The organism is Lentzea terrae, from assembly GCF_003265345.1.
GTDB lineage: Bacteria > Actinomycetota > Actinomycetes > Mycobacteriales > Pseudonocardiaceae > Lentzea > Lentzea terrae.
Window position 1 is genome coordinate 135,839 of record NZ_QFWW01000036.1, and the last position, 23,384, is coordinate 159,222.

At 68.2% G+C, this 23,384-nt stretch carries 23 protein-coding genes and 2 tRNA genes; 14 read left to right on the forward strand and 11 right to left on the reverse strand.

The window, feature by feature from the left end:
• Window positions 1-69 precede the first annotated feature (69 nt).
• From DI276_RS44660 to DI276_RS44680, 5 genes are all read left to right on the forward strand, one after another.
• On the forward strand, window positions 70-678 hold the full coding sequence (locus tag DI276_RS44660; RefSeq protein WP_112275541.1) for a mycothiol-dependent nitroreductase Rv2466c family protein: 609 nt from the start codon (window positions 70-72) through the stop codon (window positions 676-678).
• Window positions 679-714: 36 nt separating this feature from the next.
• The gene (locus DI276_RS44665) at window positions 715-1,560 is read left to right on the forward strand and encodes a DNA-3-methyladenine glycosylase family protein (protein WP_112275543.1); all 846 of its coding nucleotides are present in this window, start codon (window positions 715-717) and stop codon (window positions 1,558-1,560) included.
• 221 nt (window positions 1,561-1,781) lie between these two features.
• Window positions 1,782-3,134 carry an aldehyde dehydrogenase family protein gene (locus tag DI276_RS44670; RefSeq protein ID WP_112275546.1) on the forward strand — a complete coding sequence of 451 codons (1,353 nt, stop codon included), beginning with the start codon at window positions 1,782-1,784 and terminating at the stop codon, window positions 3,132-3,134.
• 41 nt (window positions 3,135-3,175) lie between these two features.
• A complete protein-coding gene (locus tag DI276_RS44675) occupies window positions 3,176-4,393 on the forward strand; it encodes a GNAT family N-acetyltransferase (RefSeq protein ID WP_112275549.1) in 1,218 nt (405 codons plus the stop codon).
• A 56-nt stretch (window positions 4,394-4,449) separates the two neighbouring features.
• Window positions 4,450-5,181 (forward strand): hypothetical protein, encoded by a 732-nt coding sequence (locus DI276_RS44680; RefSeq protein ID WP_198681290.1) that lies wholly within the window; start codon window positions 4,450-4,452, stop codon window positions 5,179-5,181.
• A 57-nt stretch (window positions 5,182-5,238) separates the two neighbouring features.
• Here the strand turns inward: DI276_RS44680 and DI276_RS44690 are convergent, their stop codons facing one another.
• The gene (locus tag DI276_RS44690; protein ID WP_112275551.1) at window positions 5,239-6,039 is read right to left on the reverse strand and encodes an Fpg/Nei family DNA glycosylase; all 801 of its coding nucleotides are present in this window, start codon (window positions 6,037-6,039) and stop codon (window positions 5,239-5,241) included.
• Window positions 6,032-6,484, reverse strand: a complete 453-nt coding sequence (locus DI276_RS44695; protein ID WP_112275553.1) for a ribose-5-phosphate isomerase — start codon at window positions 6,482-6,484, stop codon at window positions 6,032-6,034. Before DI276_RS44695 ends, DI276_RS44690 begins: the two co-directional genes overlap by 8 nt.
• A gap of 27 nt (window positions 6,485-6,511) precedes the next feature.
• Between DI276_RS44695 and DI276_RS44700 the strand changes: the two genes are divergently transcribed.
• Both DI276_RS44700 and DI276_RS44705 read left to right on the forward strand, forming a co-directional pair.
• Window positions 6,512-7,192 carry a 2-phosphosulfolactate phosphatase gene (locus DI276_RS44700; RefSeq protein ID WP_112275779.1) on the forward strand — a complete coding sequence of 227 codons (681 nt, stop codon included), beginning with the start codon at window positions 6,512-6,514 and terminating at the stop codon, window positions 7,190-7,192.
• Window positions 7,189-7,809 (forward strand): MBL fold metallo-hydrolase, encoded by a 621-nt coding sequence (locus DI276_RS44705; protein ID WP_112275555.1) that lies wholly within the window; start codon window positions 7,189-7,191, stop codon window positions 7,807-7,809. The genes DI276_RS44700 and DI276_RS44705 overlap by 4 nt, the downstream gene beginning before the upstream one ends.
• Here the strand turns inward: DI276_RS44705 and DI276_RS44710 are convergent, their stop codons facing one another.
• The 3 genes from DI276_RS44710 to DI276_RS44720 all read right to left on the reverse strand — a co-directional run bounded on the left by DI276_RS44710 (window position 7,810) and on the right by DI276_RS44720 (window position 9,078).
• Window positions 7,810-8,178, reverse strand: coding sequence for a histidine triad nucleotide-binding protein (locus DI276_RS44710; RefSeq protein ID WP_232837350.1), 369 nt, complete (start codon window positions 8,176-8,178; stop codon window positions 7,810-7,812).
• 253 nt (window positions 8,179-8,431) lie between these two features.
• Window positions 8,432-8,767: a VOC family protein gene (locus DI276_RS44715; RefSeq protein WP_112275557.1), complete on the reverse strand. Its 336-nt coding sequence runs from the start codon at window positions 8,765-8,767 to the stop codon at window positions 8,432-8,434.
• Window positions 8,764-9,078: a winged helix-turn-helix transcriptional regulator gene (locus tag DI276_RS44720; RefSeq protein WP_232837351.1), complete on the reverse strand. Its 315-nt coding sequence runs from the start codon at window positions 9,076-9,078 to the stop codon at window positions 8,764-8,766. Before DI276_RS44720 ends, DI276_RS44715 begins: the two co-directional genes overlap by 4 nt.
• Window positions 9,079-9,135: 57 nt before the next feature.
• Here DI276_RS44720 and DI276_RS44725 point away from each other — a divergent pair, with 57 nt between their 5' ends.
• Window positions 9,136-9,690: an NAD(P)-dependent oxidoreductase gene (locus DI276_RS44725; RefSeq protein WP_112275561.1), complete on the forward strand. Its 555-nt coding sequence runs from the start codon at window positions 9,136-9,138 to the stop codon at window positions 9,688-9,690.
• A 191-nt stretch (window positions 9,691-9,881) separates the two neighbouring features.
• Here DI276_RS44725 and DI276_RS44730 read toward each other — a convergent pair.
• A tRNA-Gly gene (locus tag DI276_RS44730) sits at window positions 9,882-9,952 on the reverse strand.
• A 61-nt stretch (window positions 9,953-10,013) separates the two neighbouring features.
• On the opposite strand from DI276_RS44730, the gene DI276_RS44735 reads away from it, so the two are divergent.
• Window positions 10,014-10,087: transfer RNA gene (locus DI276_RS44735), tRNA-Pro, on the forward strand.
• A 47-nt stretch (window positions 10,088-10,134) separates the two neighbouring features.
• On the opposite strand, the gene DI276_RS44740 is transcribed toward DI276_RS44735, so the two are convergent.
• Window positions 10,135-10,896 carry an alpha/beta hydrolase family protein gene (locus DI276_RS44740; protein WP_112275563.1) on the reverse strand — a complete coding sequence of 254 codons (762 nt, stop codon included), beginning with the start codon at window positions 10,894-10,896 and terminating at the stop codon, window positions 10,135-10,137.
• A 19-nt stretch (window positions 10,897-10,915) separates the two neighbouring features.
• On the opposite strand from DI276_RS44740, the gene DI276_RS44745 reads away from it, so the two are divergent.
• Window positions 10,916-12,673: a hypothetical protein gene (locus DI276_RS44745; RefSeq protein ID WP_112275565.1), complete on the forward strand. Its 1,758-nt coding sequence runs from the start codon at window positions 10,916-10,918 to the stop codon at window positions 12,671-12,673.
• Window positions 12,674-12,685: 12 nt separating this feature from the next.
• On the opposite strand, the gene DI276_RS44750 is transcribed toward DI276_RS44745, so the two are convergent.
• Window positions 12,686-13,627, reverse strand: coding sequence for an ABC transporter substrate-binding protein (locus DI276_RS44750; RefSeq protein WP_112275567.1), 942 nt, complete (start codon window positions 13,625-13,627; stop codon window positions 12,686-12,688).
• 252 nt (window positions 13,628-13,879) lie between these two features.
• Between DI276_RS44750 and DI276_RS44755 the strand changes: the two genes are divergently transcribed.
• Genes DI276_RS44755 through DI276_RS44765 form a run of 3 tightly spaced genes read left to right on the forward strand, consistent with a single transcriptional unit; the run spans window position 13,880 to window position 17,791 of the window.
• On the forward strand, window positions 13,880-14,902 hold the full coding sequence (locus DI276_RS44755; RefSeq protein ID WP_232837352.1) for a quaternary amine ABC transporter ATP-binding protein: 1,023 nt from the start codon (window positions 13,880-13,882) through the stop codon (window positions 14,900-14,902).
• Window position 14,903: 1 nt separating this feature from the next.
• Entirely contained in the window at window positions 14,904-16,826 is a 1,923-nt protein-coding gene (locus tag DI276_RS44760) for an ABC transporter permease (protein WP_112275571.1), read from the forward strand.
• Window positions 16,827-16,837: 11 nt separating this feature from the next.
• The gene (locus DI276_RS44765) at window positions 16,838-17,791 is read left to right on the forward strand and encodes an ABC transporter substrate-binding protein (protein WP_198681291.1); all 954 of its coding nucleotides are present in this window, start codon (window positions 16,838-16,840) and stop codon (window positions 17,789-17,791) included.
• Between the two features lie 72 nt (window positions 17,792-17,863).
• Here DI276_RS44765 and DI276_RS50580 read toward each other — a convergent pair whose 3' ends face one another.
• On the reverse strand, window positions 17,864-18,040 hold the full coding sequence (locus DI276_RS50580; protein WP_157985346.1) for a hypothetical protein: 177 nt from the start codon (window positions 18,038-18,040) through the stop codon (window positions 17,864-17,866).
• A gap of 168 nt (window positions 18,041-18,208) precedes the next feature.
• On the opposite strand from DI276_RS50580, the gene DI276_RS44770 reads away from it, so the two are divergent.
• Entirely contained in the window at window positions 18,209-19,345 is a 1,137-nt protein-coding gene (locus DI276_RS44770) for a cytochrome P450 (protein WP_112275573.1), read from the forward strand.
• On the opposite strand, the gene DI276_RS44775 is transcribed toward DI276_RS44770, so the two are convergent.
• The gene (locus DI276_RS44775) at window positions 19,342-22,251 is read right to left on the reverse strand and encodes an alpha-mannosidase (RefSeq protein ID WP_112275575.1); all 2,910 of its coding nucleotides are present in this window, start codon (window positions 22,249-22,251) and stop codon (window positions 19,342-19,344) included. The genes DI276_RS44770 and DI276_RS44775 overlap by 4 nt on opposite strands.
• Window positions 22,252-22,255: 4 nt before the next feature.
• The gene (locus DI276_RS44780; protein WP_198681292.1) at window positions 22,256-23,377 is read right to left on the reverse strand and encodes a glycoside hydrolase 5 family protein; all 1,122 of its coding nucleotides are present in this window, start codon (window positions 23,375-23,377) and stop codon (window positions 22,256-22,258) included.
• Window positions 23,378-23,384: the final 7 nt, after the last annotated feature.

Sequence of the window (23,384 nt, forward strand, 5' to 3'; positions counted from 1 at the left end):
AGATGACGGGGTGATCTGGTTGGGCTGATTGGGGCGACGACCCCACCTACCGTGACTGAAGGGGCACCAATGGCTGAGAAGGCCAAGGTCGACTTCTACTTCGACCCGCTTTGTCCGTTCGCGTGGATCACCTCCAGGTGGATCCTCGAGGTCGAGAAGGTCCGCGACATCGACCTGAGCTTCCACGTCATGAGCCTCGCCGTGCTCAACGAGGGCCGCGACCTGCCCGAGCAGTACAAGGAGCTCATGACCAAGGGCTGGGGCCCGGTCCGCGTCGCCATCGCCGCCGAGCAGAAGTTCGGCAACGAGGTGTTGCCGCGCCTGTACACCGCGATGGGCACGCGCATCCACAACGAGGGCAACAAGGACTTCGACGAGGTCATCAAGCTGGCGCTGGCCGACGCCGACCTGCCGGCCGAGCTGGCAGAGGCGGCGCACTCGACCGACTACGACGAGGAGCTCAAGGCTTCGCACCACCGCGGCATGGACCCGGTCGGCATGGACGTCGGCACCCCGACGATCCACATCGACGGCGTCGCATTCTTCGGCCCGGTGCTGACCAAGATCCCGCGCGGTGAGGAGGCCGGCACGATCTTCGACGGCGCCCGGATGCTGGCCGGCTTCCCGTACTTCTTCGAGCTCAAGCGCACCCGCACGGGCGAGCTGGACTTCAGCTGAGTTTTTTGTCGGTGGTGCTCGCTAACGTCACTGGACATGGCACACCACCACGTCGAAGTCGTAGTTCAGGGGCCCTGGTCGCTGGACACGTCCCGGGCCTTCTGGGAGGGCTTCACGCCGTCCGCGCTGCCGCTTGTGGAGGGCGAGGCGCTGCGGGCGACGTTCCTGGTCGAGGGTGAGTGGCGTCGTGCTTCGGTCTCCGTGACCCAGCGCGGCGCCACTGCCGTGCTGGCCTTGACCGGCGACGGTGATCTCGACCTGGCGGCGGCCCAGGTGTGCCGGTTCCTCTCGCTGGACGTCGACGGCCGGGGCTGGCCTGCGGTCGGTCTGCGGGATCCGGTGATCGCCGCGGCGCAGTCGGAACTGCCCGGCTTACGGCCGTGCGGCTTCTACTCGCCGTACGAAGCGGCGGCGTGGTCGGTGCTGTCGCAGCGGGTTCGCGTGTCGCAGGCGGCATCGTTGAAGACGTCGCTGCTCCGGGACGGCGTGTTCCCGGCACCGGCGGAGCTGCGGTCGATGGACCTGGACCTGCCTGGCCGCAAGCCCGAGTACCTGCGTGCGGTGGCTGAGGCGGCGTTGGACGGCGTGCTGGACGCAGTGGCGTTGCGTTCGATGAAACCCGCTGCCGCCGTGCTGGCGGTGCAGCAGGTCAAGGGGCTGGGACCGTTCGCGGCCGAGCTGGTGGTGCTGCGCGGGGCGAACGCGCCGGATGCCGTGCCGCACAACGAGTCCAGGCTCGCCGACGAGGTCGCTCACCGGTACGGCAGGCCGTTGGCCGAGGTGTCCGAGGCGTGGCGGCCGTATCGGACGTGGGCGGCGGTGCACCTGCGCGTGCTGCGGGAGCGGCGGCTTGGGGGTGCGATGGCAGCTTCGGGCCGGTGAGCTGCCGGCAGGTCGGTGGCATCGTCGGGGTGTGCTCAGCGTCCTCGCGCCGTGCTCTCGCGTCTGGGGCCGCACGTCCGCGTTCGCACGTCCGCCCCCACCCCGTCGCACCCACCCCCGTCACTCGCCTTCCGCCCCTCTCCGACGTGACCACCACCAGTCGATGTGACAGTCTGGACCCCGTCAGCGCATTGGGTGTCACATCTGCCTGGAGGGTCGTCGTGATCGAGGTCGTCAACCCCGCCACCGAGGAAGTCATCGGCACGCTCGCCGAAGGCACACCGGCCGACGTCGACACGGCCGTGGCCGCAGCCGTCGCCGCCTTCCCGGCGTGGTCGCAGACCTCGGTGGAGGAGCGGGCGAAGGTCGTCCGAACGATCATCGACGGCCTCAAGGACCGCTCGGACGAGCTCGCCGAAGCGATGACGGCCGAGATGGGCACGCCCATCACGTTCAGCCGGAAGGTGCAGGTCGCGAACCCCGTCTCGATCGCGGAGGGTGTCGCGGACGTGCTGGAACGCGGCTACTTCGAGCCGGAGGAGATCGGCAACTCACTGGTCTTCCGCGAGCCGGTCGGGGTCGTCGCGGCCATCACGCCGTGGAACTTCCCGCTGCAGCAGATGGTCGCGAAGGTCGTGCCGGCGCTCGCCGCGGGCAACACCGTCGTGCTCAAGCCGAGCGAGCTCGCGCCGAAGACGGCCGACCTGCTCGCCGAGATCATCACCGCGGCCACCCCGGAGGGCGTGTTCCACCTCGTCCACGGCACCGGGCCGGTCGTCGGCGAGGCGTTGGCGGCGCACCCGGACGTGGACATGGTGTCGTTCACCGGGTCCACGCGCGCCGGCCGACGGGTGTCGGCGGTGGCGTCCGAGACGGTCAAGCGGGTCGCGCTGGAGCTGGGCGGCAAGTCGGCGTGCATCGTGCTCGACGATGCCGACTTCGGGCGCGCGGTGAAGATCGCGGTCGCCAACGCGTTCATGAACAACGGCCAGGCGTGCAGCGCCTGGACGCGCTTGCTGGTGCCCGCGGACCGGCACGACGAGGCCGTGCAGCTCGCCGCGGCCGCCGCGAGCAAGTACACGTCGGCCGATCCGAGCGATCCGTCGACGCGCATCGGGCCGGCGGTGTCCAGGGCGCAGCGGGATCGCGTCGTGAGCTACATCCGCAAGGGTGTCGAGGAAGGCGCCCAGCTGGCCGCCGGTGGGCCGGAAGCGCCGCTGCCCCAGGGCTTCTACGTCGCACCGACGGTGTTCGGCGGCGTCACCCCGGAGATGACCATCGCCCAGGAGGAGATCTTCGGCCCCGTCCTCGCGGTCATGCCGTACGCCGACGAGGACGACGCGGTGCGCATCGCGAACTCCACGATCTACGGCCTGGCGGGCGGCGTGTTCTCCGCCGATGCCGACCGAGCGCTGCGGGTGGCCAAGCGGCTGCGCACCGGCCAGGTCGACATCAACGCCGCCGCGTTCAACACAAGCGCGCCGTTCGGCGGCTACCGCCAGTCGGGCAACGGCCGTGAGTTCGGCAGGTTCGGGCTCGACGAGTTCTGCGAGATCAAGTCGATCCAGCGGTAATTGAGCTGCGAGAGCGGCCATGGCGGCGTATCACTGCTGGCATGGCTGACTCGGCGCTGAGCATCAGGACCATCGACCGCGAGGACCTCTCCGAGTTCGGGAGGGTGTTCTCCTGGGCGTTCCTCACCGAACCCGCCGACGACGGCGAGCACCGCTGGATGAAGGTCCTGGAGCTCGACCGGACGCACGCGGTGTTCGACGGCGACGAGATGGTGGGCACCGGGGGCATTCTCAGCCGCGAGCTCACGGTTCCCGGCGGTGGTCAGGTACCGGCCGGCGCGGTGACCGTCGTGGGTGTGAAACCTGGCCATCGCCGCCGGGGCGTGGCGTCACTGCTGATGAAGACGCAGCTGGACGCCATGCACGAGGCCGGCGACCCGATCGGGATCCTCTGGGCCTCGGAGGGAGCGATCTACCGGCGGTTCGGCTACGGCGAGCACGCGTCGAGCCTGTCGATGCTGACGATGCCGACGCGGATGCCGTTCCACTCCGGCGTGTCCGTGAGCGACGCGCGGATCCGCCAGGTGACGCGCGACGAGGCGATGCCGTTCATGCGCGAGGTGCACGACCGGGTGCGCCGCACGCGCACGGGCTGGCTGAGCCGCGTGGAGAAGACGTGGGACGTCCACCTCGCCGACGCGGAGAGCGACCGCGACGGCCTCTCCGCCTACCGCTACTGCCTGCACCCGCAGGGTTATGTGGTGTTCCGGGTGAAGCACGAGTGGAACAACAGCGGGCCGCAGAACGAGCTGCACGTGCGCGAGCTGGTGTGCGAGACCGAGCAGGCGTACGTGGACCTGTACCGGTTCCTGCTGGACGTCGACCTCGCGAGCACGATCTCCTTCTACACCGCCACCGACGACCCGATCATGCACATGGTCGACAACCCGCGGAAGGTGCGGCAGGAGCTGGCCGACGCGCTGTGGCTGCGGATCGTCGACCTCGAACGAGCGCTGCCGCTGCGGCGCTACCAGTCCGATGTGGACAGTGTGATTGAGGTCGAGGACTCCCTCTGCCCGTGGAACTCCGGCCGCTGGCGTCTCACCGTCAAGGGCGGGGAGGCCGTGGTGACGCGCACCGAGGACCTGGCGGACGTGTCGCTCGACATCGCCGCGCTCGGCAGTACATACCTCGGTGGCGCAAGGCTTTCCGTGCTCAGGCGTGCACACCGCGTGGTCGAACACACGCCCGGTCACGTCGATGCGCTCTCGTTGGCGTTCCTCGGCACGTACGACCCGCATTGCCCAGAGGTGTTCTGACGGAACTACGACCGGCGTTCACACGTTGACGGTTTACCTGGTGTGGGAGGTAAGCCGTGGGCACCATCGTGTGGGTGGTTGTACTCGTATTGCTCGTCGCAGGGGTGTTCTACCTGGTCAGTCAGAGCAACGCGCGCAAGGCGCGCGAGCTCGACGACGCCAAGGCGGAGGCGCGCCGGTGGGTCGAGCGGCTGGGCGGGCAGGTGATGAGCCTCACGGGCTCGAACGCCGCGTCCACGCAGGCGCTGGCCGATGCGTCCGAGCGCTTCACCGCGGCCGGGTCGCAGATGGAGCAGGCGCGCACGATCCCGCAGGCGCGGCTGGTCACCCAGACCGCGATGGAGGGCCTGCACTACGTGCGCGCCGCGCGTGAGGCCATGGGCATGGACCCCGGACCCGCGCTGCCCGAGATCGCCGGCCAGAAGCAGGCGGGTTCCGTCAGCGAGGACCGCCAGGTCACGGTCGAGGGCCACCAGTACGCCGCGTCGCCGCAGTCCGGTGCGGGCACGCCCTACTACTACCCCGGTGGCATGGTCGCCGGACGCCCGGTGCCGCGTGGCTGGTACTCCGAGCCGTGGTGGAAGCCCGCGCTCGTGGCCGGTGCGTGGGGTGTGGGCACATTCCTGCTGATGGACGCCATGTTCTCCGGGATGCACGGCATCGGTGACTACGGCATGGGGGACATGGGCATGGGCGACGTCGGCATGGGCGACATGGGCGGCGCCGCGGACGTGGGCGACGCCGGTGGTGGCTTCGACTTCGGCGACATGGGCGGGTTCGACTTTTAAGTGCTCATCAACTGAGCACTTTCCAGCCGGACCCGAAAAGCCGCCGACCAAAAATTTTCAGGGCTGGCAGGCAGGGCACCAGAACAGGTTGCGCGCCGCCAGTTCCGTGGTCATGACCTCGGTGCCGCAGATCAGGCACGGCTCACCGGCGCGGCGGTAGACGTACACCTCGCCGCCGTGCCGATCCACGCGCGGCGCACGGCCCATGGCCTTGGGCAGGTGCTCCGGGCGGACGGTGTTGATCTGGCCGACCTTCACGCCGTCCTTCATCAGCACGACCAGGTCGTCCCACAGCGCGTCCCACAGCTCGCGGCTGACCTTGTTGCCGACCAGCAGCGGGTTCACGTTGTGCCGGAACAGCACCTCGGCGCGGTAGACGTTGCCGACGCCCGCGAGGATCTTCTGGTCCATCAGCAGCACGGCCAGCGGCTGCTTCGATCGGATGATCCGCTCGTAGGCTCGGTCGGAGTCGGCGTCTTTCCGCAACGGGTCGGGGCCCAGGCGCTCGCGGATGGCCTTGACCTCGTCTTTGTTGAGCACTTCACACGCGGTCGGGCCGCGCAGGTCCGTCCAGTGCGTCTCGCCGACCATCCGCATCCGGACCTGGCCGATGGGCAGCAGCACCGGCAGGGGTGACTCGGTGAACGTCCCGTACAGGCCGAGGTGCACGTGCACGATCGCGTCCGGGCCGTAGACGTGGAACAGGTGCTTGCCGTGCGCCTCGGCGCGGACGAGCTTGCGTCCGTCCACAAGGGACGCCGCGAAGCGTCCCTGTGGACTCGTGACGGACACGGGCTTGCCCGCGTACCGGCGCTGGTGCAGCCGCGCCAGGCGGTGCAGCGTGTGGCCCTCAGGCACGCGCGTTCTCGTAGGCGCCGACCTTGTCGATGCGGCGCTGGTGCCTGGGTTCGCCCGAGAACTTCGTCTCGAGGAACGCCGAGACGATCGCGGTCGCCTCCTCGGTGCTGTGCTGACGGGCACCGATGCCGACCAGGTTGGCGTCGTTGTGCTCGCGGGCCAGCTGCGCGGTGTCGACGTTCCACGCCAGTGCGGCGCGGGCGCCCTTCACCTTGTTCGCGGCGATCTGCTCGCCGTTGCCCGAGCCGCCGATCACGACGCCGAGGCTGCCGGGGTCTCCGACGACCCGCTCGGCTGCGTCAGTGCAGAACGACACGTAGTCGTCCTGGGCGTCGTACTCGTGGGCGCCGACGTCGACGACCTCGTAACCCTGCTCCTTGAGAGCCGTGGACAGGTGGGACTTCAGCTCGAAGCCCGCGTGGTCTGCTGCCAGATAAACGCGCACGTGCGGGAGTCTGACACGCTGGGCGGCATGTTTGCTCAGGAGGGGTACCAGCTGCGGCTGGAGTGGGGACCTGAGGGGGTCAACGCGCTCAAGGCCTGTGACGTGCTGATTGTCGTTGACGTGCTGTCGTTCACGACGTCCGTCGACCTGGTGGTCGGCAACGGCGGCCAGGTGCGCCCGTCGCGCTGGCGACCCGAGTCGGGCAAGACGCTGCGACCAGCATCACTCGTCCCAGCATCATTCGTCGGGGCCACGGGATTGGTCGAGCTGCCGTCGCCGAACGGCTCGAACCTCTGCTTCCTCGCCGCCGAGACCGGGGCCCACGTGCTCGCCGCGTGCCTGCGCAACGCCGAGGCGGTCGCCAAGCGTGCCGCGGAGTTGGGGGAGACCATCGGCGTGATTCCCGGAGGCGAGCGGTGGGGGCTCGACATCCTGAACTCCGGGCCGCGGGAGTTCGGTCCGCTGCGGCCGTGCGTCGAGGACTACCTGGGCGCCGGCGCCGTGCTCGCCGCGCTCTCTGGTAGTGCCTCTCCTGAGGCTCAGCTCGCTGCCACGGCGTTCCGGAACACGGATGTCGGGACGGCGGTCAGGGAGTGCGGGTCGGGGCGCGAGCTCATCGCGAACGGCCATGCGGCGGACGTGGATCTCGCGCTGGAGATCGGCGTCAGCAAGGCCGTGCCCGTGCTGGTCGACGGGCTGCTCACGTGATCGAGATCGCTACTGGTGTGTTCATCCGCCGCCACACCGAGCTCGACCTCACATTGGGGCTCATCACCGGATCGGGTGACTCGCTGCTCGTCGACTCCGGCATGGACCCGACGCTGGCCGCGGAGATCCATCCGTCGCGAATCGTGTTGACGCACAACCACTTCGACCACGTGCTGGCGACCGAGGCGTTCCTGCCGTGCGAGGTGTGGGCGCACGAGGACTGCGTGCTGGACGAAAGCGTCCGCGAAAGCCTGCTCGAAACCCGCGCCAAGTACTACTCGGACCCGTTCGAGGGCACGATCATCGCGCCCACGCACACGTTCCGCGACACCGTCACGCTCGACGTCGGCGGACGCAGGGTCGACCTGCACCACTTCGGACCCGCGCACACCTCGCACGACGTGATCGTGCACGTGCCGGACGTCGGCGTGGTGTTCGCGGGCGACCTCGTCGAGGAAGGCGCTCCTGCCCAGGCCGGTTCGGACGCGACGCCGTCGAACTGGCGGCACGTCCTGGACCGGATGCTGGAGCTGAACCCGCGCATTGTCGTACCAGGCCACGGCAATCCGGTCGACGCTCAGTTCGTGCGGGATATGGCTATCCCTGTGGGTGGGTGATCAACCGGGTGGCCACGTGAGGCCGCGTCCGCCCAGGACGTGGCAGTGCACGTGGAAGACGGTCTGGCCGCCGTGCTTGCCGGTGTTGAACACGAGCCGGTAGCCGGACTCGTCGATCCCCTCCTGCTTCGCGACCTGGTGCGCGGTGGCGAGGAGTTGCCCCGCGAGCACCGGATCGCTCTGCACGACGTCGCCGATCGCCTGGTGGTGTTCCTTGGGGATCACCAGCACGTGCGTGGGCGCCTTGGGGTCGATGTCGCGGAAAGCGAGCGTCGTGTCGGTCTCCGTCACCACGGTCGCCGGGATCTCGCCCGCGACGATGCGGCAGAACAGGCAGTCAGTCAGGCTAACGGTCGGGCCAGCGGTCACTTTGTCATCGTATTGGTTCCGTTGGGCTCTGTTCTTCCTGCCTGCCACCGATAAATCATGGCCGGGTGAAGGGCGCCAAACTGCTGGTCATCGTGCGGTGCCTCATCAGTTTCGCGATCGGCGTGCTGCTCGTGGTCCTCGCGATCCGCTTCGGTGAGGCGCTCTGGCGAGCAGTCCAGTAGTTCCTCAATGGACGAACCAGCTGTGGACCAGTTCAGCGGACCAGTTCAGCGGACCAGTTCAGCGGACCAGTTCAGCGGACCAGACAGAACTCGTTCCCCTCCGGGGCGCGCATCACCTGGAAGCTGCCCTGCTCGTCGGTGACGACCACGCCTTCGCGCGTCGCGCCCAGGTTGACCGCCTTCACCACGGCGGCCTCGATGTCCTCGACCTCGAAGTCGAGGTGCAGCCGGTTCTTCACGTCCTTGCGCTCGGGCACCGGCTGGAACGACATCCGCACGCCACCGGACGGTTCGACGTGGGCCCAGCCGTGCTCGCGCTCAACGGGTTCGCCACCGAGCAGCTCGGCCCAGAACCGCACGAGGCGAGCGGGATCGTTGCTGTCGAGGACGATCTGTTGCAGCCTCACGTCTCCACCAGGTTCTCTCGGGCCCAGTCGCAGCAGAGGTCGAGCAACCCCAGCAGCTTGTGCCCCTGCCCGGTCAGCTCGTACTCCACGCGCGGCGGGTTCTCGTCGTACTCGGTGCGCGTGACTGTGCCGTCGCGCTCCATCGCCCGCAACGTCTCGGTGAGCACTTTGGCCGTCACGCCAGGCATCTCGGCGCGCACTTCCGTGAACCGTCGCCGCCCGTGCTGCAACGCCCGCAACACGTGCGCCGTCCACTTGTCACCAACGCGGTAGGGCAGCTCCACCTGTTGGTCGCCATGCCGGCATTCCACCAGCTCACCCCCAGTATCGTTGCGGAAACCGGACACCCGCACCCTACCTTCGCGCTCATGACGAAGATCGTTGTTTTCGGCGCGTCCGGCCAGGCAGGACGCCAGATCGCGGCAGCAGCGGAAGCCCGCGGCCACGACGTCACGAAGATCGGCCGCACTCCTGGCGTCCAAGCGGCGGCAGAGGTGGCGGTCGGCCACGACGTGGCGGTGAGCGCGGTGGTGGACTTGTCCCGCGACCCGGCGGAGTTCTACGCGGAAGCGGCCCGCGCACTGGTGGCGTCGGGCGTCGGCCGGATCATCGTGATCGGCATCTACCCGCTGCTGGAAACCTCGCCCGGCACCCGCGTGGTCGACGCGCCGGACTTCCCGGCCGAACACCGCCCGTTCTGCCTCGGCCACGCGGCCGGCGTGGACGTACTGGCCAACTCCACCGCGAACTGGCTCGTGATGAGCCCGGTCGGCAACTTCGGCGGCACCAGCACCGGGAAGTACCGCCTCACCCCGGTCAACCCGGCCGACGAGCTGACCTACGAGGACTTCGCGCTGGCCGTGATGGACGAAATCGAACGCCCAACCCACCACCGAACTCAGGTAGGAGTCGCCTCAGCCTGACCCCACGCGGTCCCGATGTGAGCTACCTCACGAGCATCGACAAAGCGGCACCGCCCGCAAGCCTCGATACGGGAGATGGGGGTCCGGGGGCGTGCCCCCGGCTGGGGGTCTGGGGGCTCGGCCCCCAGATAAAAACCGAGGGGCGAGGTGAGGCCGACGCTTTCCGTCGGCACACCTCGCCCCTCGTCACGAGCGGGCGACGGGAATCGAACCCGCGTAGCTAGTTTGGAAGACTAGGGCTCTACCATTGAGCTACGCCCGCGTTGCCGCCCTTGAGGGGCTGCGGTTAATACCTTAGCGGAGGGCGGTAAGCTGGTTCCAACCGGGGCGTGGCGCAGTTTGGTAGCGCACCCGCTTTGGGAGCGGGGGGTCGCAGGTTCAAATCCTGTCGCCCCGACGGTTGACGAAAACCCGCAGCGACTCCCGCTGCGGGTTTTCGCGCGTCTAGGGCCTCAGGTACCGGCTGGCCCAGGCCGCCAGCACCTCCGCCACGTAGGCGGCGTCCGCGCGGTCGGTCAGCAGGTGGTCCGCGCCGTCCAGCGACACGAACGACTTGGGGTGCCGCGCCGCGTCGAAGACGAGCCGGGCGTTGGAGACGCCCACCAGGTCGTCTTGTGGCGAGTGCATGACCAGCAGTGCGCGGCCGAGGCCCGCGATGCACGCGGCCTGGTTCTGCTGCTTGATGTCGGTCAGGAAGCCGGTGCTGATGCGGAACGGTCGCCCGGCCAGCAGCACCTCGGCGACGCCGGCCGACTCGATTTCGGCGGTTGACGAGCCGAGCAGGTGCTCGACGTGGGTGGTGTCGGCGGGTGCGCCGATGGTGACGACTGCGCGGACCGACGGCACGCGGTGGGCGGCGGCCAGTACGGCGGCGCCGCCCAGTGAGTGTCCGATGAGGACGCTCGGGGCGCCGATGGTGTCGCGCAGGTGGTTGGCGGCGCACACCAGGTCGTCGACGTTGGACGTGAAGGTCGTGTTCGCGAAGTCGCCGTCGGACTCGCCGAGACCGGTGAAGTCGAAGCGCAGCACCGCCACGCCGCGGGCCGCCAACGAGCGGGAGATGCGGGAGGCGGCCACCGAGTCCTTGCCGCAGGTGAAGCAGTGGGCGAACACCGCGGTCGCGACCACGTCACCAGCGGGCAGTTCGAGCCGGCCTGCCAGCGACTGGCCGTCGACGCCCGCGAAGACCGCTTTCCTGTTGTCCATGCCGTCTATGGTGCGTCAAGTGCGCTACCAGTACCTCGACGCCCGGCTGCGGCAGGCTTTCGACGACGCCGGGCTCGATCGCGGCCAGCGCGCGTTGTTGCAGGGGGTGCTGCGCGCACTCGACCCCGACGCGCACCTCGGCGAGCACGTGGCTGGGCTCAACAGCGCGTTCCTGGCTGTCACTCGCGCACAGACCGCGCTCGAGAGTCATGCCACCGAGGATCAGCCGCGGTGGAACCTGCTAAGGCGCATCACCGCCACTTCGCTGGCGTGCATGGATGCTGCCGCACCCGCCTATGTCCACGGTGGTGCGAAGGAACTCGCTGAGGCGCGCCGGACTCTGTTGAAAGTCGACGCGGCCATCGCGGCTGATGGCCAGAAGCTCGACCCGCAGGTGACGGCCGAAGCCGCGCAGGAGCTCGACCCGGCGGCGATCAGCGCAGCCGTCCAGCAGTGGATCACTCCACTGTGGAGCGGTGTGGAACTTCCGTTGCGCGCCAGGATGATCGGCGAGGTGGCGGTGGTCGTGGCGGCGCACGGGCGGGACGGCAGACACCTCCGTTCGGACCTGTTGCGGTGGCTCAAAAAGCCTACCGATCTCCAAGAGGTCCTCTGGCCGGAACCGCGCCGGCACGTCGTGGCGCTGGTGGTGAGAGGTGCGCGGGTGCTGCGGCATTTGGACCAGTTCCTGCCACAGGCCAGGCAGGAGCCGTTGCACCGCAACAGGTTGCCGAAGGACGACTTCCTCAAGGACGCTGTGGCCGGCTCATCGGTGCTGGTGCGGCTGCCGGTCAACGCGGCGGACGCGCACACGGCGGCGTTGCGGGGCAGGCGGATCCTCAGCGAGGCGCTCGACCAGTACGCGGCGGGGGAGCGGCTCACCGAGCTGGACATCGCGCCGCTCTGGCAGGTCAGCGGCCCGAGTGGACGTGTCACGCGCGGCACCGAGCACCAGCGCACGGTCAACAACGCCTACCCGTTGACCCCGTACTGGCCGGCGGAGCTGCGCAGCGCGATGCGGGTGGCGAACCTGGCGCGCCAGGTCCAGGCAAGCACGGCTCCGATGGCCAGCGCCGGGCTCGCGTGGAGTGCGCTGGAGGCGACAGGGCTGGACCCGAGCAAGATTCCGTGGCTGGCGAAGGCGTGCGCGCTGCAGATGTTGCGGCAGCACCTGATCAGCCTGCACGTCGTGCTCACCCACCGCGGGACGGCTCAAGCGTTGAGCACGCACGTGCCGACGACCGGCGTGAAGCACCACCTGAAGTCGGTGGACGCCTGGCTGGAAGTGCTGATCAGGCACAACCGCCCGAAGGAACAGCTCAAGGCCGCCCAGGAGGCCGTCACCGCGTTGGCTGAGCACGAGGGCGGGCTGGTCCAGGACCTGGTCGAGATCTGGCGGACCAGGCTCGCGGACTCCACGACGCTCGCGGGCTGGTTGCGCGAACTGGAGGACACCGCGGCGGCGGCCCTGGAATGGCTGTACGTCACGAGGAACCTGGCGTTCCACGCGGGACGGTTCACCACGCCCGCCGACGAGCTGACCGCGCACGCCGGGCAGGCCATCGCGGACCTGACGCTCGAGTTCCTCGGCAACTGGCGAACTGTGGAGCGGCAGCGGGGTGAGCCGGAAACCCCAGCGGTGGAGATCTACCGCCGGCTCGCCCAGCGGAAGGACCAGCTGGAGGCCCGGCTCAAGCGAGCCGGGTCCGTCCGCAGGCTCAGCGTCGAGGACATCTCCGGCCCCGACGAGAAGTGGTGGTCCCGCACAAACAGTTGAGACCAACAGAACTCAGGGCTTCGCCTTGGTCAGCCAGTCGTCGACGCGGTCGGGGTTCGCCTCGATCCAGCGCTTGGCGGCCTCGTTCGGCGTCATCTTGTACTTCGCGATGAACGACGCGACGGTGTCCTGCTCGTCGTTGCTCCACTGGAAGTTCTGGACCAGCCGGGCCGCGGGGCCGCCCTTGTCCATGAACTTCTTGGAGGCGATCTTGTCGAGCTCGTAGCGCGGGTAGTCGCAGGCGACCTTGGCCGCGTCCGCGTCGCAACCGGCCGTGTAGGCGGGCAGGTCGACCTTGACCAGCTCGATGTCGAGGTGCAGCCACTGCGGCTCGAAGAAGTAGCCGATCAGCGGCGTCTTCTTCTCCTCGGCCTGGCGGAACGCCTTGATCAGCGCCTGCTCGCTGCCCGCGTAAGTGACCTTGTAGTTGAGGCCCAGGTTCTTCACCAGCGCCTCGTCGTTGGTCACGAACGACGGGTCGCCGTCGAGCACCTGGCCCTTGCCCTCGGACTGCGCGGTCCGGAACTTGTCCGCGTACTTGTTGAGGTTCTGCCAGTTCGTGATGTCCGGGAACTCTCGCTTCATCCACGGTGGCACGTACCAGCCGATCACGCCCTTGTTGCCGGACGGGCCGACCCGCACGGCGGTGCGCTTCTCGTCGATGTACTTCTGCTTCAGGTCTTCGTGGCCCCAGTTCTCCAGGATCACGTCGATCTCGCCGGAGTCGAGGCCTTGCCAGGCCGTCTGCTCGTCCACTTCCTTCTTGGTCACCTTGCAGCCGAGCCGCTTCTCGGCGAGGTACGCGACGACCGCCGCGTTGGCCTCGTAGCCGACCCACGGGTTGACCGCGATGGTGATGGAGCCGCAGGGCTCGGTGGGTGCCGCCGAACTGGAGCGCGGTGACGACGACGTCGACCCACTGCCACAACCGGCAACTGTCAACACGAACGTCATTGCCAGAGCGATTCTGGGGGCTTGCACGAACAGCTCCTCGTCGAGGGTAACGGCGGTACTGGAGACCGCTCAGTTCAGCTTTTCCCGTCCGAACGATTACAGTCAAGTCATGGGATGATTGGTTGTCCACAAAGGACGAAATTTGTATCAGCCCTTGACCGTATCCGTGTGAGGGTTGATGCTGTCGCGCATCGAGAAACGGAGTGCGCAGTCCGCAACAGTCCGCCGCAACAGGTTCGGAGTGGGTTTGACGTGGATCCCGTGATTTCGGTCGGGAACCTGTGGAAAGTATTTGGCTCCAATGCGTCTCAAGTGGTGGCATCCGACGAGCTGAAGTCGTTGCCACGGCAGGAGCTGATGGAGCGCACAGGCGCCGTCGCAGCTGTGCGCGGAGTGGACTTCGACGTCGCTCCGGGTGAGATGTTCGTGGTCATGGGACTGTCCGGTTCGGGCAAGTCCACTCTGGTCCGCTGTCTCACGAGACTGGTCGAGCCCACCGCGGGCACGATCATGTTCGAAGGCGAGAACATTCTTGACGCGGACGCGAAACGTCTGCGTGACCTGCGCCGTAACAAGTTCTCCATGGTGTTCCAGCACTTCGGGTTGCTTCCTCATCGGACGGTGGCCGACAACGTCGGTTACGGGCTGGAAATCCGCGGGGTACCGCGGGCGAAACGTGGGGAGCGGTCACAGGAAGTGATCGATCTCGTCGGTCTCACCGGTTACGAGAAGTCCTATCCGGACCAGCTCTCCGGCGGTATGCAGCAACGTGTCGGTCTCGCGCGCGCACTTGCCGGCGATCCCGATGTTTTGTTCTTCGATGAACCTTTCTCGGCGCTCGACCCGTTGATCCGCCGCGACATGCAGTCCGAGGTCATCCGGCTGCACCGCGAGGTCGGCAAGACGATGGTCTTCATCACCCACGACCTGAGCGAGGCGCTCAAGCTCGGCGACCGCATCCTGATCATGCGGGACGGTCAGGTCGTGCAGGTCGGCACGGGTGACGAGCTGGTCGGTGCGCCGGCGGACGACTACGTGCGCGACTTCGTGAAGGACGTGCCGCGTTCGCACGTGCTGACGCTGAAGTGGATCATGCGCCCGCCGCGGCCGGACGAGGAGCTGGACGGGCCTGAACTGGCGCCGGAAACCGTTGTGCGGGAAGCCGTGCGCAGTGTGCTCAGCGCGGACAAGCCGGTGAAGGTCGTGCAGAACGGTGAGCTGCTCGGCGTCGTGGCGGACGAGGAGATCCTCGGGGTCGTAGCCGGGGAGGCGTGACATGGTTGCCGTCGCCGCCCCTCGGCAACTTCCGCGCAAGCCGCTGATTCTGGCCGGCATCGTGCTGGCCTGGCTGGTGCTGTGGCTGGTGTTCCGCAACGTCGGGACGCTGCCGCTCGACGCCTCCGCGCTCACGCCGTTGCACCGGATGATCAACGAGCTCAACGACGCCGTTGGCGCGTCCAGGAACTCCAACCCGCTGTTCCTGTACTTCTTCAACGAGATCCGGCTCGTCATCGACGAGTTCGTGACCTTCGTGCAGGCGTTGATCGCGCAGCCGTCGTTCGGCCGGCCGGTGCCGGTGATCGGCTGGCTCGGCGTGGTCGCGATCGCCGGTTTCGTCAGCCTCGTGGTCGCCGGCTGGCGGGTCGCGCTGCTCGCCGTCGCGGGCTTCGTGTTCCTCGGCCTGCAGGGGCTGTGGCAGGAGAGCATGGACACGCTCTCGCTGACGCTGGCCGCGGTCGTGATCTCCTTGCTCTTCGGCATTCCGCTGGGGATCTGGGCCGGCTTGTCGGACCGGGCGAACCGGGTCATGCAGCCGGTGCTCGACTTCATGCAGACCATGCCGACGTTCGTCTACTTGGCACCGTTGACGTTGTTCTTCCTGATCGGGCCGGCGTCGGCGACGATCGCCACGCTGATCTACGCGGCGCCGCCGGCGATCCGGATCACCGCGCACGCCATCCGGTCGGTGCCGCACAACACAGTTGAGGCGTCGGAGTCCCTTGGCGCGACGCGGAAGCAGACGTTGCTGAAGGTGCTGCTGCCGTCCGCGCGCAAGACGATCGTGCTCGGCGTCAACCAGACGATCATGGCCGCGCTGTCCATGGTCACGATCGCCGCGCTGATCGACGCGCCGGGGCTGGGCAAGACGGTCGTGAAGGCGTTGCAGACGCTCGACGTCGGCACGGCGTTCAACGCCGGTCTGGCGATCGTGGTGCTGGCGATCGTGCTGGACCGCGTGACGACCGCCGCGACCGAACGCCGCAAGCTGCCGCGCTGGGCGTTGTTCGGCGGGCTCGGTGTCACGGGTGTCTGCGTCTACCTCTCCTACACCTACCTGTGGGCCGCGGAGTTCCAGTCGGACGTGGAGATCGGCAGCTCGATCCGGCAGGGCGCGACGGCCGTGACGGAGTGGGCGCAGGACACGCTGCCGTTCATCACCGGTGGCTTCAAGGATTTCGTCACGTTCGCGTTGATCAACCCGCTGCAGGCGCTGCTGGCCGAGTCGCCGTGGTTCCTGGTGGCGCTGGTGATCGTCGCGGTGTCGTTCCTGATCGGCGGGGTCCGGTCCGCGATCGTGTCCGCGGTGTGCCTCGGCCTGCTGGTCGCGACGGGGCTGTGGCAGGACTCGATGATCACGCTGGCGTCCACGCTGGTCGCCACGATCATGGTGATGATCCTCGGGATCGTGGTCGGCGTGTGGATGGGCCGCAGCAGGCGCGCGGACCGGTTCATCCGGCCGATCCTCGACGCCGGCCAGGTCATGCCCGCGTTCGTGTACCTGGTGCCGTTCCTGGCGTTGTTCGCCGCGAGCAGGTTCACGGCGATCATCGCGGCCGTGGTGTTCGCGGCGCCGGTCGCCATCAAGATCATCGCGGACGGGATCCGCGCGGTGTCGCCCACGACGGTCGAGGCGTCCACGGCGCTCGGGTCCAGCTCGTGGCAGACGATCGTGAAGGTGCAGCTGCCGATGGCGCGCGGGGCGTTGACGCTCGCCGCCAACCAGGGGCTGATCTACGTGCTCTCGATGGTCGTCGTCGGCGGTCTCGTCGGCGCCGGCGCGCTCGGCTACGACGTGGTGGCCGGTTTCTCGCAGGGCCAGTTGTACGGCAAGGGGCTCGCGGCCGGTGTCGCGATCGTCGTGCTGGGCGTGATGCTCGACCGCCTCACCCAGGCGGCCGCCAAGCGGTGGACCAACTAGGAGGTCTGGAAGTGGCAAGGCACAACGTGCTGGGAGCGGTGCTCGTGGGAGCACTCGCGCTGGCCGGTTGCAGTGGCGCCAAGGTCGGTGACTCTTCTTCGGGTGCTACCGGCGACTGCGGCACGTTCAACCTCGCGATCAACCCGTGGGTCGGTTACGAGGCAAACGCGGCGGTGCTCGCGTACGTGGCCGAGAAGGAGCTCAAGTGCAAGGTCACCAAGAAGGAGCTCAAGGAAGAGGTGGCCTGGCAGGGCTTCGGCACCGGTGAGGTCGACGCCGTCGTCGAGAACTGGGGTCACGACGACCTGCGCAAGAAGTACATCGACGAGCAGAAGACCGCCGTCAGCGCGGGCTCGACGGGTGTGAAGGGCCAGATCGGCTGGTACGTGCCGCCGTGGCTCGCCAAGGAGCACCCCGACATCCTGGACTGGAACAACCTCAACAAGTACGCGGACAAGTTCAAGACGTCCGAGTCCGGTGACAAGGGCCAGCTGCTCGACGGCGACCCGTCGTTCGTGACCAACGACGAGGCTCTGGTGAAGAACCTGAACCTCAACTACAAGGTCGTCTACGGCGGCTCCGAGACCGCGCTGATCCAGGCCTTCCGCCAGGCGGAGAAGGACAAGAAGTGGGTCATCGGCTACTTCTACTCGCCGCAGTGGCTGCTCAACGAGATCAAGCTCGAGAAGGTGAAGCTGCCCGAGTACAAGGCGGGCTGTGACGCCGACACCGAGAAGGTCGCCTGCGACTACCCGGACTACGACCTCGACAAGATCGTGTCCAAGAAGTTCGCCGACGGGAACGGCCCGGCGTTCCAGCTGGTCAAGAACTTCAAGTGGACCAACGAGGACCAGAACACGGTCGCCAAGTACATCGCCGAGGACAAGATGAAGCCCGAGGACGCGGCCAAGAAGTGGGTCGAGGCCAACGCGGACAAGGTCAAGGCCTGGACGGCCAAGGCCTGAGTTTTGCACGGCAACAAGCAGCAGGGGTGGTTCCCGGACGAGAGGAACCACCCCTGCTGCTTACCCCCGGCATCACGCAGCCTGTTGCCCGTTGGGGACCTCAGGCTCGTGGCGGTGCGTCATGCGGTGCCACCACGACCGCGGCTTCCCGCCGTTGCGGTAGTACTCCTGGACGCGGCGGGCGTCCTCCCGCAGGGCAGCCTGCCGGTAGTCCATCTCCGCCTTGATCGCCTCGGGCGTCCATTCCATCTGACTCACTCCTCAGGTCGTTCGCTGACGAGAGTGAGATTGCTGCTGAGGGGTGGCCCCTCACATCGGAAGATCACCTAAGGTCGCGCCGCGAGACCCCTTACGCCGCCCTCCAATAGCTGATTCAGCCGATGCCGCGGGCTCGGGTAAGGGGCCACGATCGAGGGCATGACTGTCGCCCACTTACCCACGCGACCTGCGCTGTTCTTCGATCCCACCACCGAGGTCCACTTCGACGAGCAACTCGACAGCTGGCACGTCTTCTCCCTTACGGACGTCCAGCGCGTGCTGTCCGACGAGGAGCACTTCTCGGCGGGGTTCGGCCTCACGGACGAGACCAGGCCGCTCGCCAACCCGATGTTCAGCGGCATGTGGGCCGCGGACGGGCAACGCCACCGCGACCTGAGGGCCGCCGTCGCCGACCCGTTCAGCCCGCGGGTGCTGTCGCGGCTGGAGCAGCAGATCCGCGCCATCGTGGTCGAGCTGATCGACGAGCTGGCCCCGGACGGCTTCGACGTCGTTCCGCGCCTGTCCCGTCCGTTGCCCGCGCGGGTGATCTGCCGCGTGCTCGGCCTCGACGTCACCGCCGAGGAGCGGATGACCGAGTGGATCGACGACTGGCTCGGGACCGCGAACTCCACCAACACCGTGCCGCAGCAGGCCGAGATGGCGAAGTTCTTCGCCGACGAGCTGGACCGGCAGCGCGCGACGCCCGGCGGAGGGCTCATCGCGGAGCTGCTCGACGTGCAGGAGACCGGCTACCTGGTGGACGGCCGGCCGATGTCGGACGGCGACCTCGTCGGGTACTGCGCGATGCTGCTCGGCGCCGGAGTCGACACGGTCGACGCGACCGCCTCCAACGCGCTGCTGTTCCTGACCGAATACGGCTGCTGGGACTCGTTGCGCGCGGACCCGTCGTTGCTGCCCGGTGCGATCGAGGAGACCACGCGCTGGTATCCGGTCTTCCCCGGTGTGCGCAGGCTGGCGCGCTTCGACGTCTCGCTGGGCGGCCAGGAGATCAAGGCCGGGCAATGGGTCACCGGGTGGCTGACCGCGGCCAGCCGCGATCCGGAGCGCTATCCCGAGCCGGACACGTTCGACATCCGGCGCCAGACGCGCTCCATGGCGTTCGGGCACGGAGTGCACTACTGCCTCGGTGCAGGCCTGGCCCGGCTGGAGCTGCGGGTGCTGCTCGAGGAGGCGGTGCACCGGCTTCCGCTGCTGCGCAGGGACACCGATGCACCGCTCGTGCGGCGTGAGTGGATGCTCGACAACCTCGAGTCGGCCACCTTCCGCTTCGACTAGGTCCGCCGGAACCGCAGCGTGAGCACCTGGAACGGGCGCAGCACCAGCTCTGGCGTTGTGTCGGCGAGAGGCCGTTCGAGCAGGTCGGTCTCCTGGACGCCCTGGTGGTCGAACGACGTGCTGATCGAGGTGCGGGCCCGGCCGCCGTGCGCCTCGTAGAGCCGGACGACGACGTCGCCGGACCGGTCGTCGGCCAGTTTGACGGCCTCGACCCGGACCGCCGGGTTGTCGGTGCGCACCAACGGTTCCGGTGCCTGGGCGCCGCGGACGGACTGCGGCGGCAGGTTGATGCGGTAGCCGGCGTCGATGGCTGCCGGCAGGTCTCCGATGACCAGGGCGTAGCGGAAGCGGTGCTCGCCCTGGTCGGTCTCGGGGTCGGGGAACCGCGGCGCGCGCAGCAGGGACAGCCGCACGGTCGTGGTGGTGCCGCCGTCCTCGCGGGTCGTGCGGGTGACCTCGTGGCCGTAGGTCGAGTCGTTGACCACCGCGACGCCGTAGCCGGGCTCGCCGACGTGCAGGAAGCGGTGGGCGCAGATCTCGAACTTCGCGGCCTCCCACGAGGTGTTGGTGTGCACCGGGCGGTGCAGGTGGCCGAACTGGGTCTCGGCGGTGGAGACCTCGGCGCGCAGGTCGAGCGGGAAGGCGATCTTGAGCAGCTTCTCGCGTTCCTGCCAGTCGACCTCGGTTTCGAAGTCGACCTGCTTGGCGCCCTCGCGCAGCCGGATGGTCTGGGTCAGCACCGAGTTGCCGAACTTGGCCCGCACCACGACGCCGTCCTCGGCGTCGACCCGTTCGGACGGGATCAGGTCGGCCTTCCAGTTGCGGTAGAACGGGTCGATGTCCCAGGCGTCCCACTGGTTCGGGTTGTCGCGGTGCAGCTGCGGCATGCCGGCGAACCCGTGCGGTGGCAGGACCTCGCGGTCGTTCTCCAGGTCCAGCACGGACAGCACGATGCCGTCGGCGTCGGTCGTGACGCGGAGCCGGCCGTTGTCGAGCACGCCGTCCTGCGGTGCGACGTGAGGCATCGGTGCGCTGTTGCCGAGCACGTCGAACGTGAGCTCGTCGGCGCCGTCGCCCTTGATCGCGTCGATCGCCTTGGCGGTCAGGGCTTTCAGCTCGGCCGCCACGCGGGCGTAGGTGGCCTCGGCCTCGCGGTGCACCCAGGCGATCGAGCTGCCCGGCAGGATGTCGTGGAACTGGTGCAGCAGCACGGTCTTCCACAACCGGTCGAGCTCGTCGTAGGGGTAGTCGTGGCCCTGGAGGGCGGCCGCGGTCGACCAGTGCTCGGCCTCGCGCAGCAGGTGTTCGCTGCGGCGGTTGCCCTGCTTGGTCTTGGCCTGCGTGGTGTAGGTGGCGCGGTGCTTCTCCAGGTACAGCTCGCCCGCCCACACCGGTGCGTCCGGGTACTCGTCCTGCGCGGCCTGGAAGAAGTCGCGGGGCGGCTCGACCTTGACGGTCGGGGAGCCTTCGAGGTTCGCGACGCGGTGCGCGGTCTCCATCATCTCGCGGGTGGGGCCGCCACCGCCGTCGCCGTAGCCGAACGGCACCAGCGAGCGGGAAGCCTTGGCGTGCTCGGCGAACTGGCGGGACGCCCGCGCGAGCTCTTCGCCGGACAGCGAGGAGTTGTAGGTGTCGACCGGTGGGAAGTGCGTGAAGATCCGGGTGCCGTCGATGCCCTCCCACCAGAAGGTGTGGTGCGGGAACTTGTTGATCTGGTTCCACGACAGCTTCTGGGTGAGGAACCAGCGTGAGTCGCTCAGCTTGATCAGCTGGGGGAGTGCGGCGCTGTAGCCGAAGGAGTCCGGCAGCCAGACCTCCTCGGTCTCCACGCCGAAGTTGTCCAGGAAGAAGCGCTTGCCGTGCACGAGCTGGCGGGCCATCGCCTCGCCGCCGGGCATGTTCGTGTCCGACTCGACCCACATGCCGCCGACCGGCACGAACTGTCCACTGCGGACCTTTTCGCGGACCCGGTCCCAGACGTGCGGGTGGTGCTCCTTCATCCAGGCGTACTGCTGGGCCTGGGAGCAGGCGAAGTAGAAGTCCGGGTACTCGTCCATCAGCTTCGTGACGTTCGAGAACGTCCTGGCGCACTTGCGGACGGTTTCCCGCAGCGGCCACAGCCAGGCGCTGTCGATGTGCGCGTGGCCGATCGCGGAGACCTTGTGCGCGGAGGCCGTGGCGGGCAGTGACAGGACATGTTCGAGCTCCGCGCGGGCCAGGTCGGCGGTGGCGGCGACCTCGTTGAGGTCCAGCGCGTCCATCGCCCGGTCCAGCGCGTGCAGGATCTTGTGTCGGCGCGGGTCGTGCGCCGGCAGCTCCTTCATCAGGCTCTGCAGGACCTCGATGTCGAGCATCAGGTGCCAGACCTGCGGCTGGAACACCGCGAGCTCGGCCTTGAGGATCTTGTACAACGGGTCGGTGCCCGCCGTTTCCTTGTCGCCCAGCCGGGTCGGCAGGAACGGGTGGAAGTCGAGGATGGTCGGGTTGCCCGCGGCCTCCAGGTAGTAGAGGACCTCGTCACCTTGGACCGGCAGGTAGGTGTTGCGCGGTTCGATGCCCTTGATGGGCTCACCGGCCGCGTTGTAGGCGAGGCCTTCGGACTGGAAGCCGGGGCCGGGGTGGGTGAAGCCGAGGTCCAGCACCACCTCGACCTGCTCGCCCTGCCAGGCTTCGGGGACCGTGCCGGTGAGCTTGAACCAGCTGGTGCTCCACGGCGCGCCCCAGGCGTCGCCGACCTGGGCCGGTTCGTACGTGGCCTGGAGGGCTTCGGCGACCGGGACGGGCTCGTCCGGCACGTGCCACACGGCCAGTTCGAGTGGTGCGGTCTCGCCGTAGATCGCCGGGCGGATGCGTTCCTTCAGCGTGCGGTTGAGGCGTTCTTCCAGCAGCTCGCGTTCGTCGTGCACGTCGTCACCCCAGCTCGATCGAGGCCCGCACGCCGTTGTGCGCGAGAGCCATCCACTCTTCGAAGAAGGCGCCACCAGGGCCCCACGACGGCCGGTCGCCGTGCAGCTTGATCGGCGTGCGCTCGGCCGGTGCCGGCCAAGAAGTTCCACATCGTGCTTCGCGCACGATCCGGGCGATCGCCTCCCCGAGCGGCTTGACCTTGCGTTCCGTCGTCAACAGTCCCAACTCGTACTCGCGTTCGGGGAAGTCCACCAGCGCGCGGTCCACGTCGTGCGAGCACCACCACGTGACGCCCCACAGGTTCGCGCAGGTGAGCACGTTCGCAAGCGTTTGCTCGGCGAACGCGGGTGCCTGCTCGGCGCTGATCTCGGGCTGGGCGGCGCCGACCTCCTGCAGCCACACGGGACGTTGCGGGTCCTTCGCGTGCGCCTTGGCCAGTTCGACGAGGTATTCGGCGTGGTGGACGCTCTCCGGCGACATCGGCCCGTAGCGCTGCGCGGTGCCGTTGAAGACCCAGGAGTGCACGGTGGTCATTGCGCCCTTGTTGGCCGCGTGTTCGGGCAGGAACGCGTGCTCGCTCTCGTACCAGACGGCGTCGTACTCGGAGTGCACGTGCGGGAGGCCTGGTGCGGCGGTCTCGCACTCGGCGAGCAGGGCGTCGATCCACTCGCCGGCCTGTTGGGGTGCGCACGGGTTCGACTCGGTGAGCAGGTTGACCTCGTTGCCCAGGGTGAAGCCGAGGAAGTTGGGTTTGTCCTTGAGCGCTTCGGCGAGCGTGCGGATGTAGAACTTCTGCCCGCTGATCACGTCGGGGTCGGTGAAGATGTTGCGGCGGTGCCAGGTCTGCACCCACGACGGGTAGAAGTCGAAGCTCGACAGGTGACCCTGCAACACGTCGACCTGCACGTCCAGGCCGGTCTCGTGGGCGGCGTCGAGCATCTGGGCCAGCTGCTCGACGGCCTTGGGCCGGACGAGGCCGCGGTTGGGCTGGAACACCGGCCACAGCGGGAAGATCCGCACGTGGTCGAGGCCCAGCCCGGCAACGGACTCGAAGTCGGCTTTGACGTCGTCGATGGAGAAGTCGAGCCAGTGGTGGAACCAGCCGGTCGACGGGGTGTAGTTCACGCCGAAA

Bases quoted from the DNA above. Each gene is read 5' to 3' on its own strand.
- DI276_RS44660 (WP_112275541.1), top strand. From the start codon at position 70: ATGGCTGAGAAGGCCAAGGTCGACTTCTACTTCGACCCGCTTTGTCCG.
- DI276_RS44665 (WP_112275543.1), top strand. From the start codon at position 715: ATGGCACACCACCACGTCGAAGTCGTAGTTCAGGGGCCCTGGTCGCTG.
- DI276_RS44675 (WP_112275549.1), top strand. From the start codon at position 3,176: ATGGCTGACTCGGCGCTGAGCATCAGGACCATCGACCGCGAGGACCTC.
- DI276_RS44700 (WP_112275779.1), top strand. From the start codon at position 6,512: ATGTTTGCTCAGGAGGGGTACCAGCTGCGGCTGGAGTGGGGACCTGAG.
- DI276_RS44725 (WP_112275561.1), top strand. From the start codon at position 9,136: ATGACGAAGATCGTTGTTTTCGGCGCGTCCGGCCAGGCAGGACGCCAG.
- DI276_RS44740 (WP_112275563.1), bottom strand. From the start codon at position 10,896: ATGGACAACAGGAAAGCGGTCTTCGCGGGCGTCGACGGCCAGTCGCTG.
- DI276_RS44750 (WP_112275567.1), bottom strand. From the start codon at position 13,627: ATGACGTTCGTGTTGACAGTTGCCGGTTGTGGCAGTGGGTCGACGTCG.
- DI276_RS44760 (WP_112275571.1), top strand. From the start codon at position 14,904: ATGGTTGCCGTCGCCGCCCCTCGGCAACTTCCGCGCAAGCCGCTGATT.
- DI276_RS50580 (WP_157985346.1), bottom strand. From the start codon at position 18,040: ATGGAATGGACGCCCGAGGCGATCAAGGCGGAGATGGACTACCGGCAG.
- DI276_RS44770 (WP_112275573.1), top strand. From the start codon at position 18,209: ATGACTGTCGCCCACTTACCCACGCGACCTGCGCTGTTCTTCGATCCC.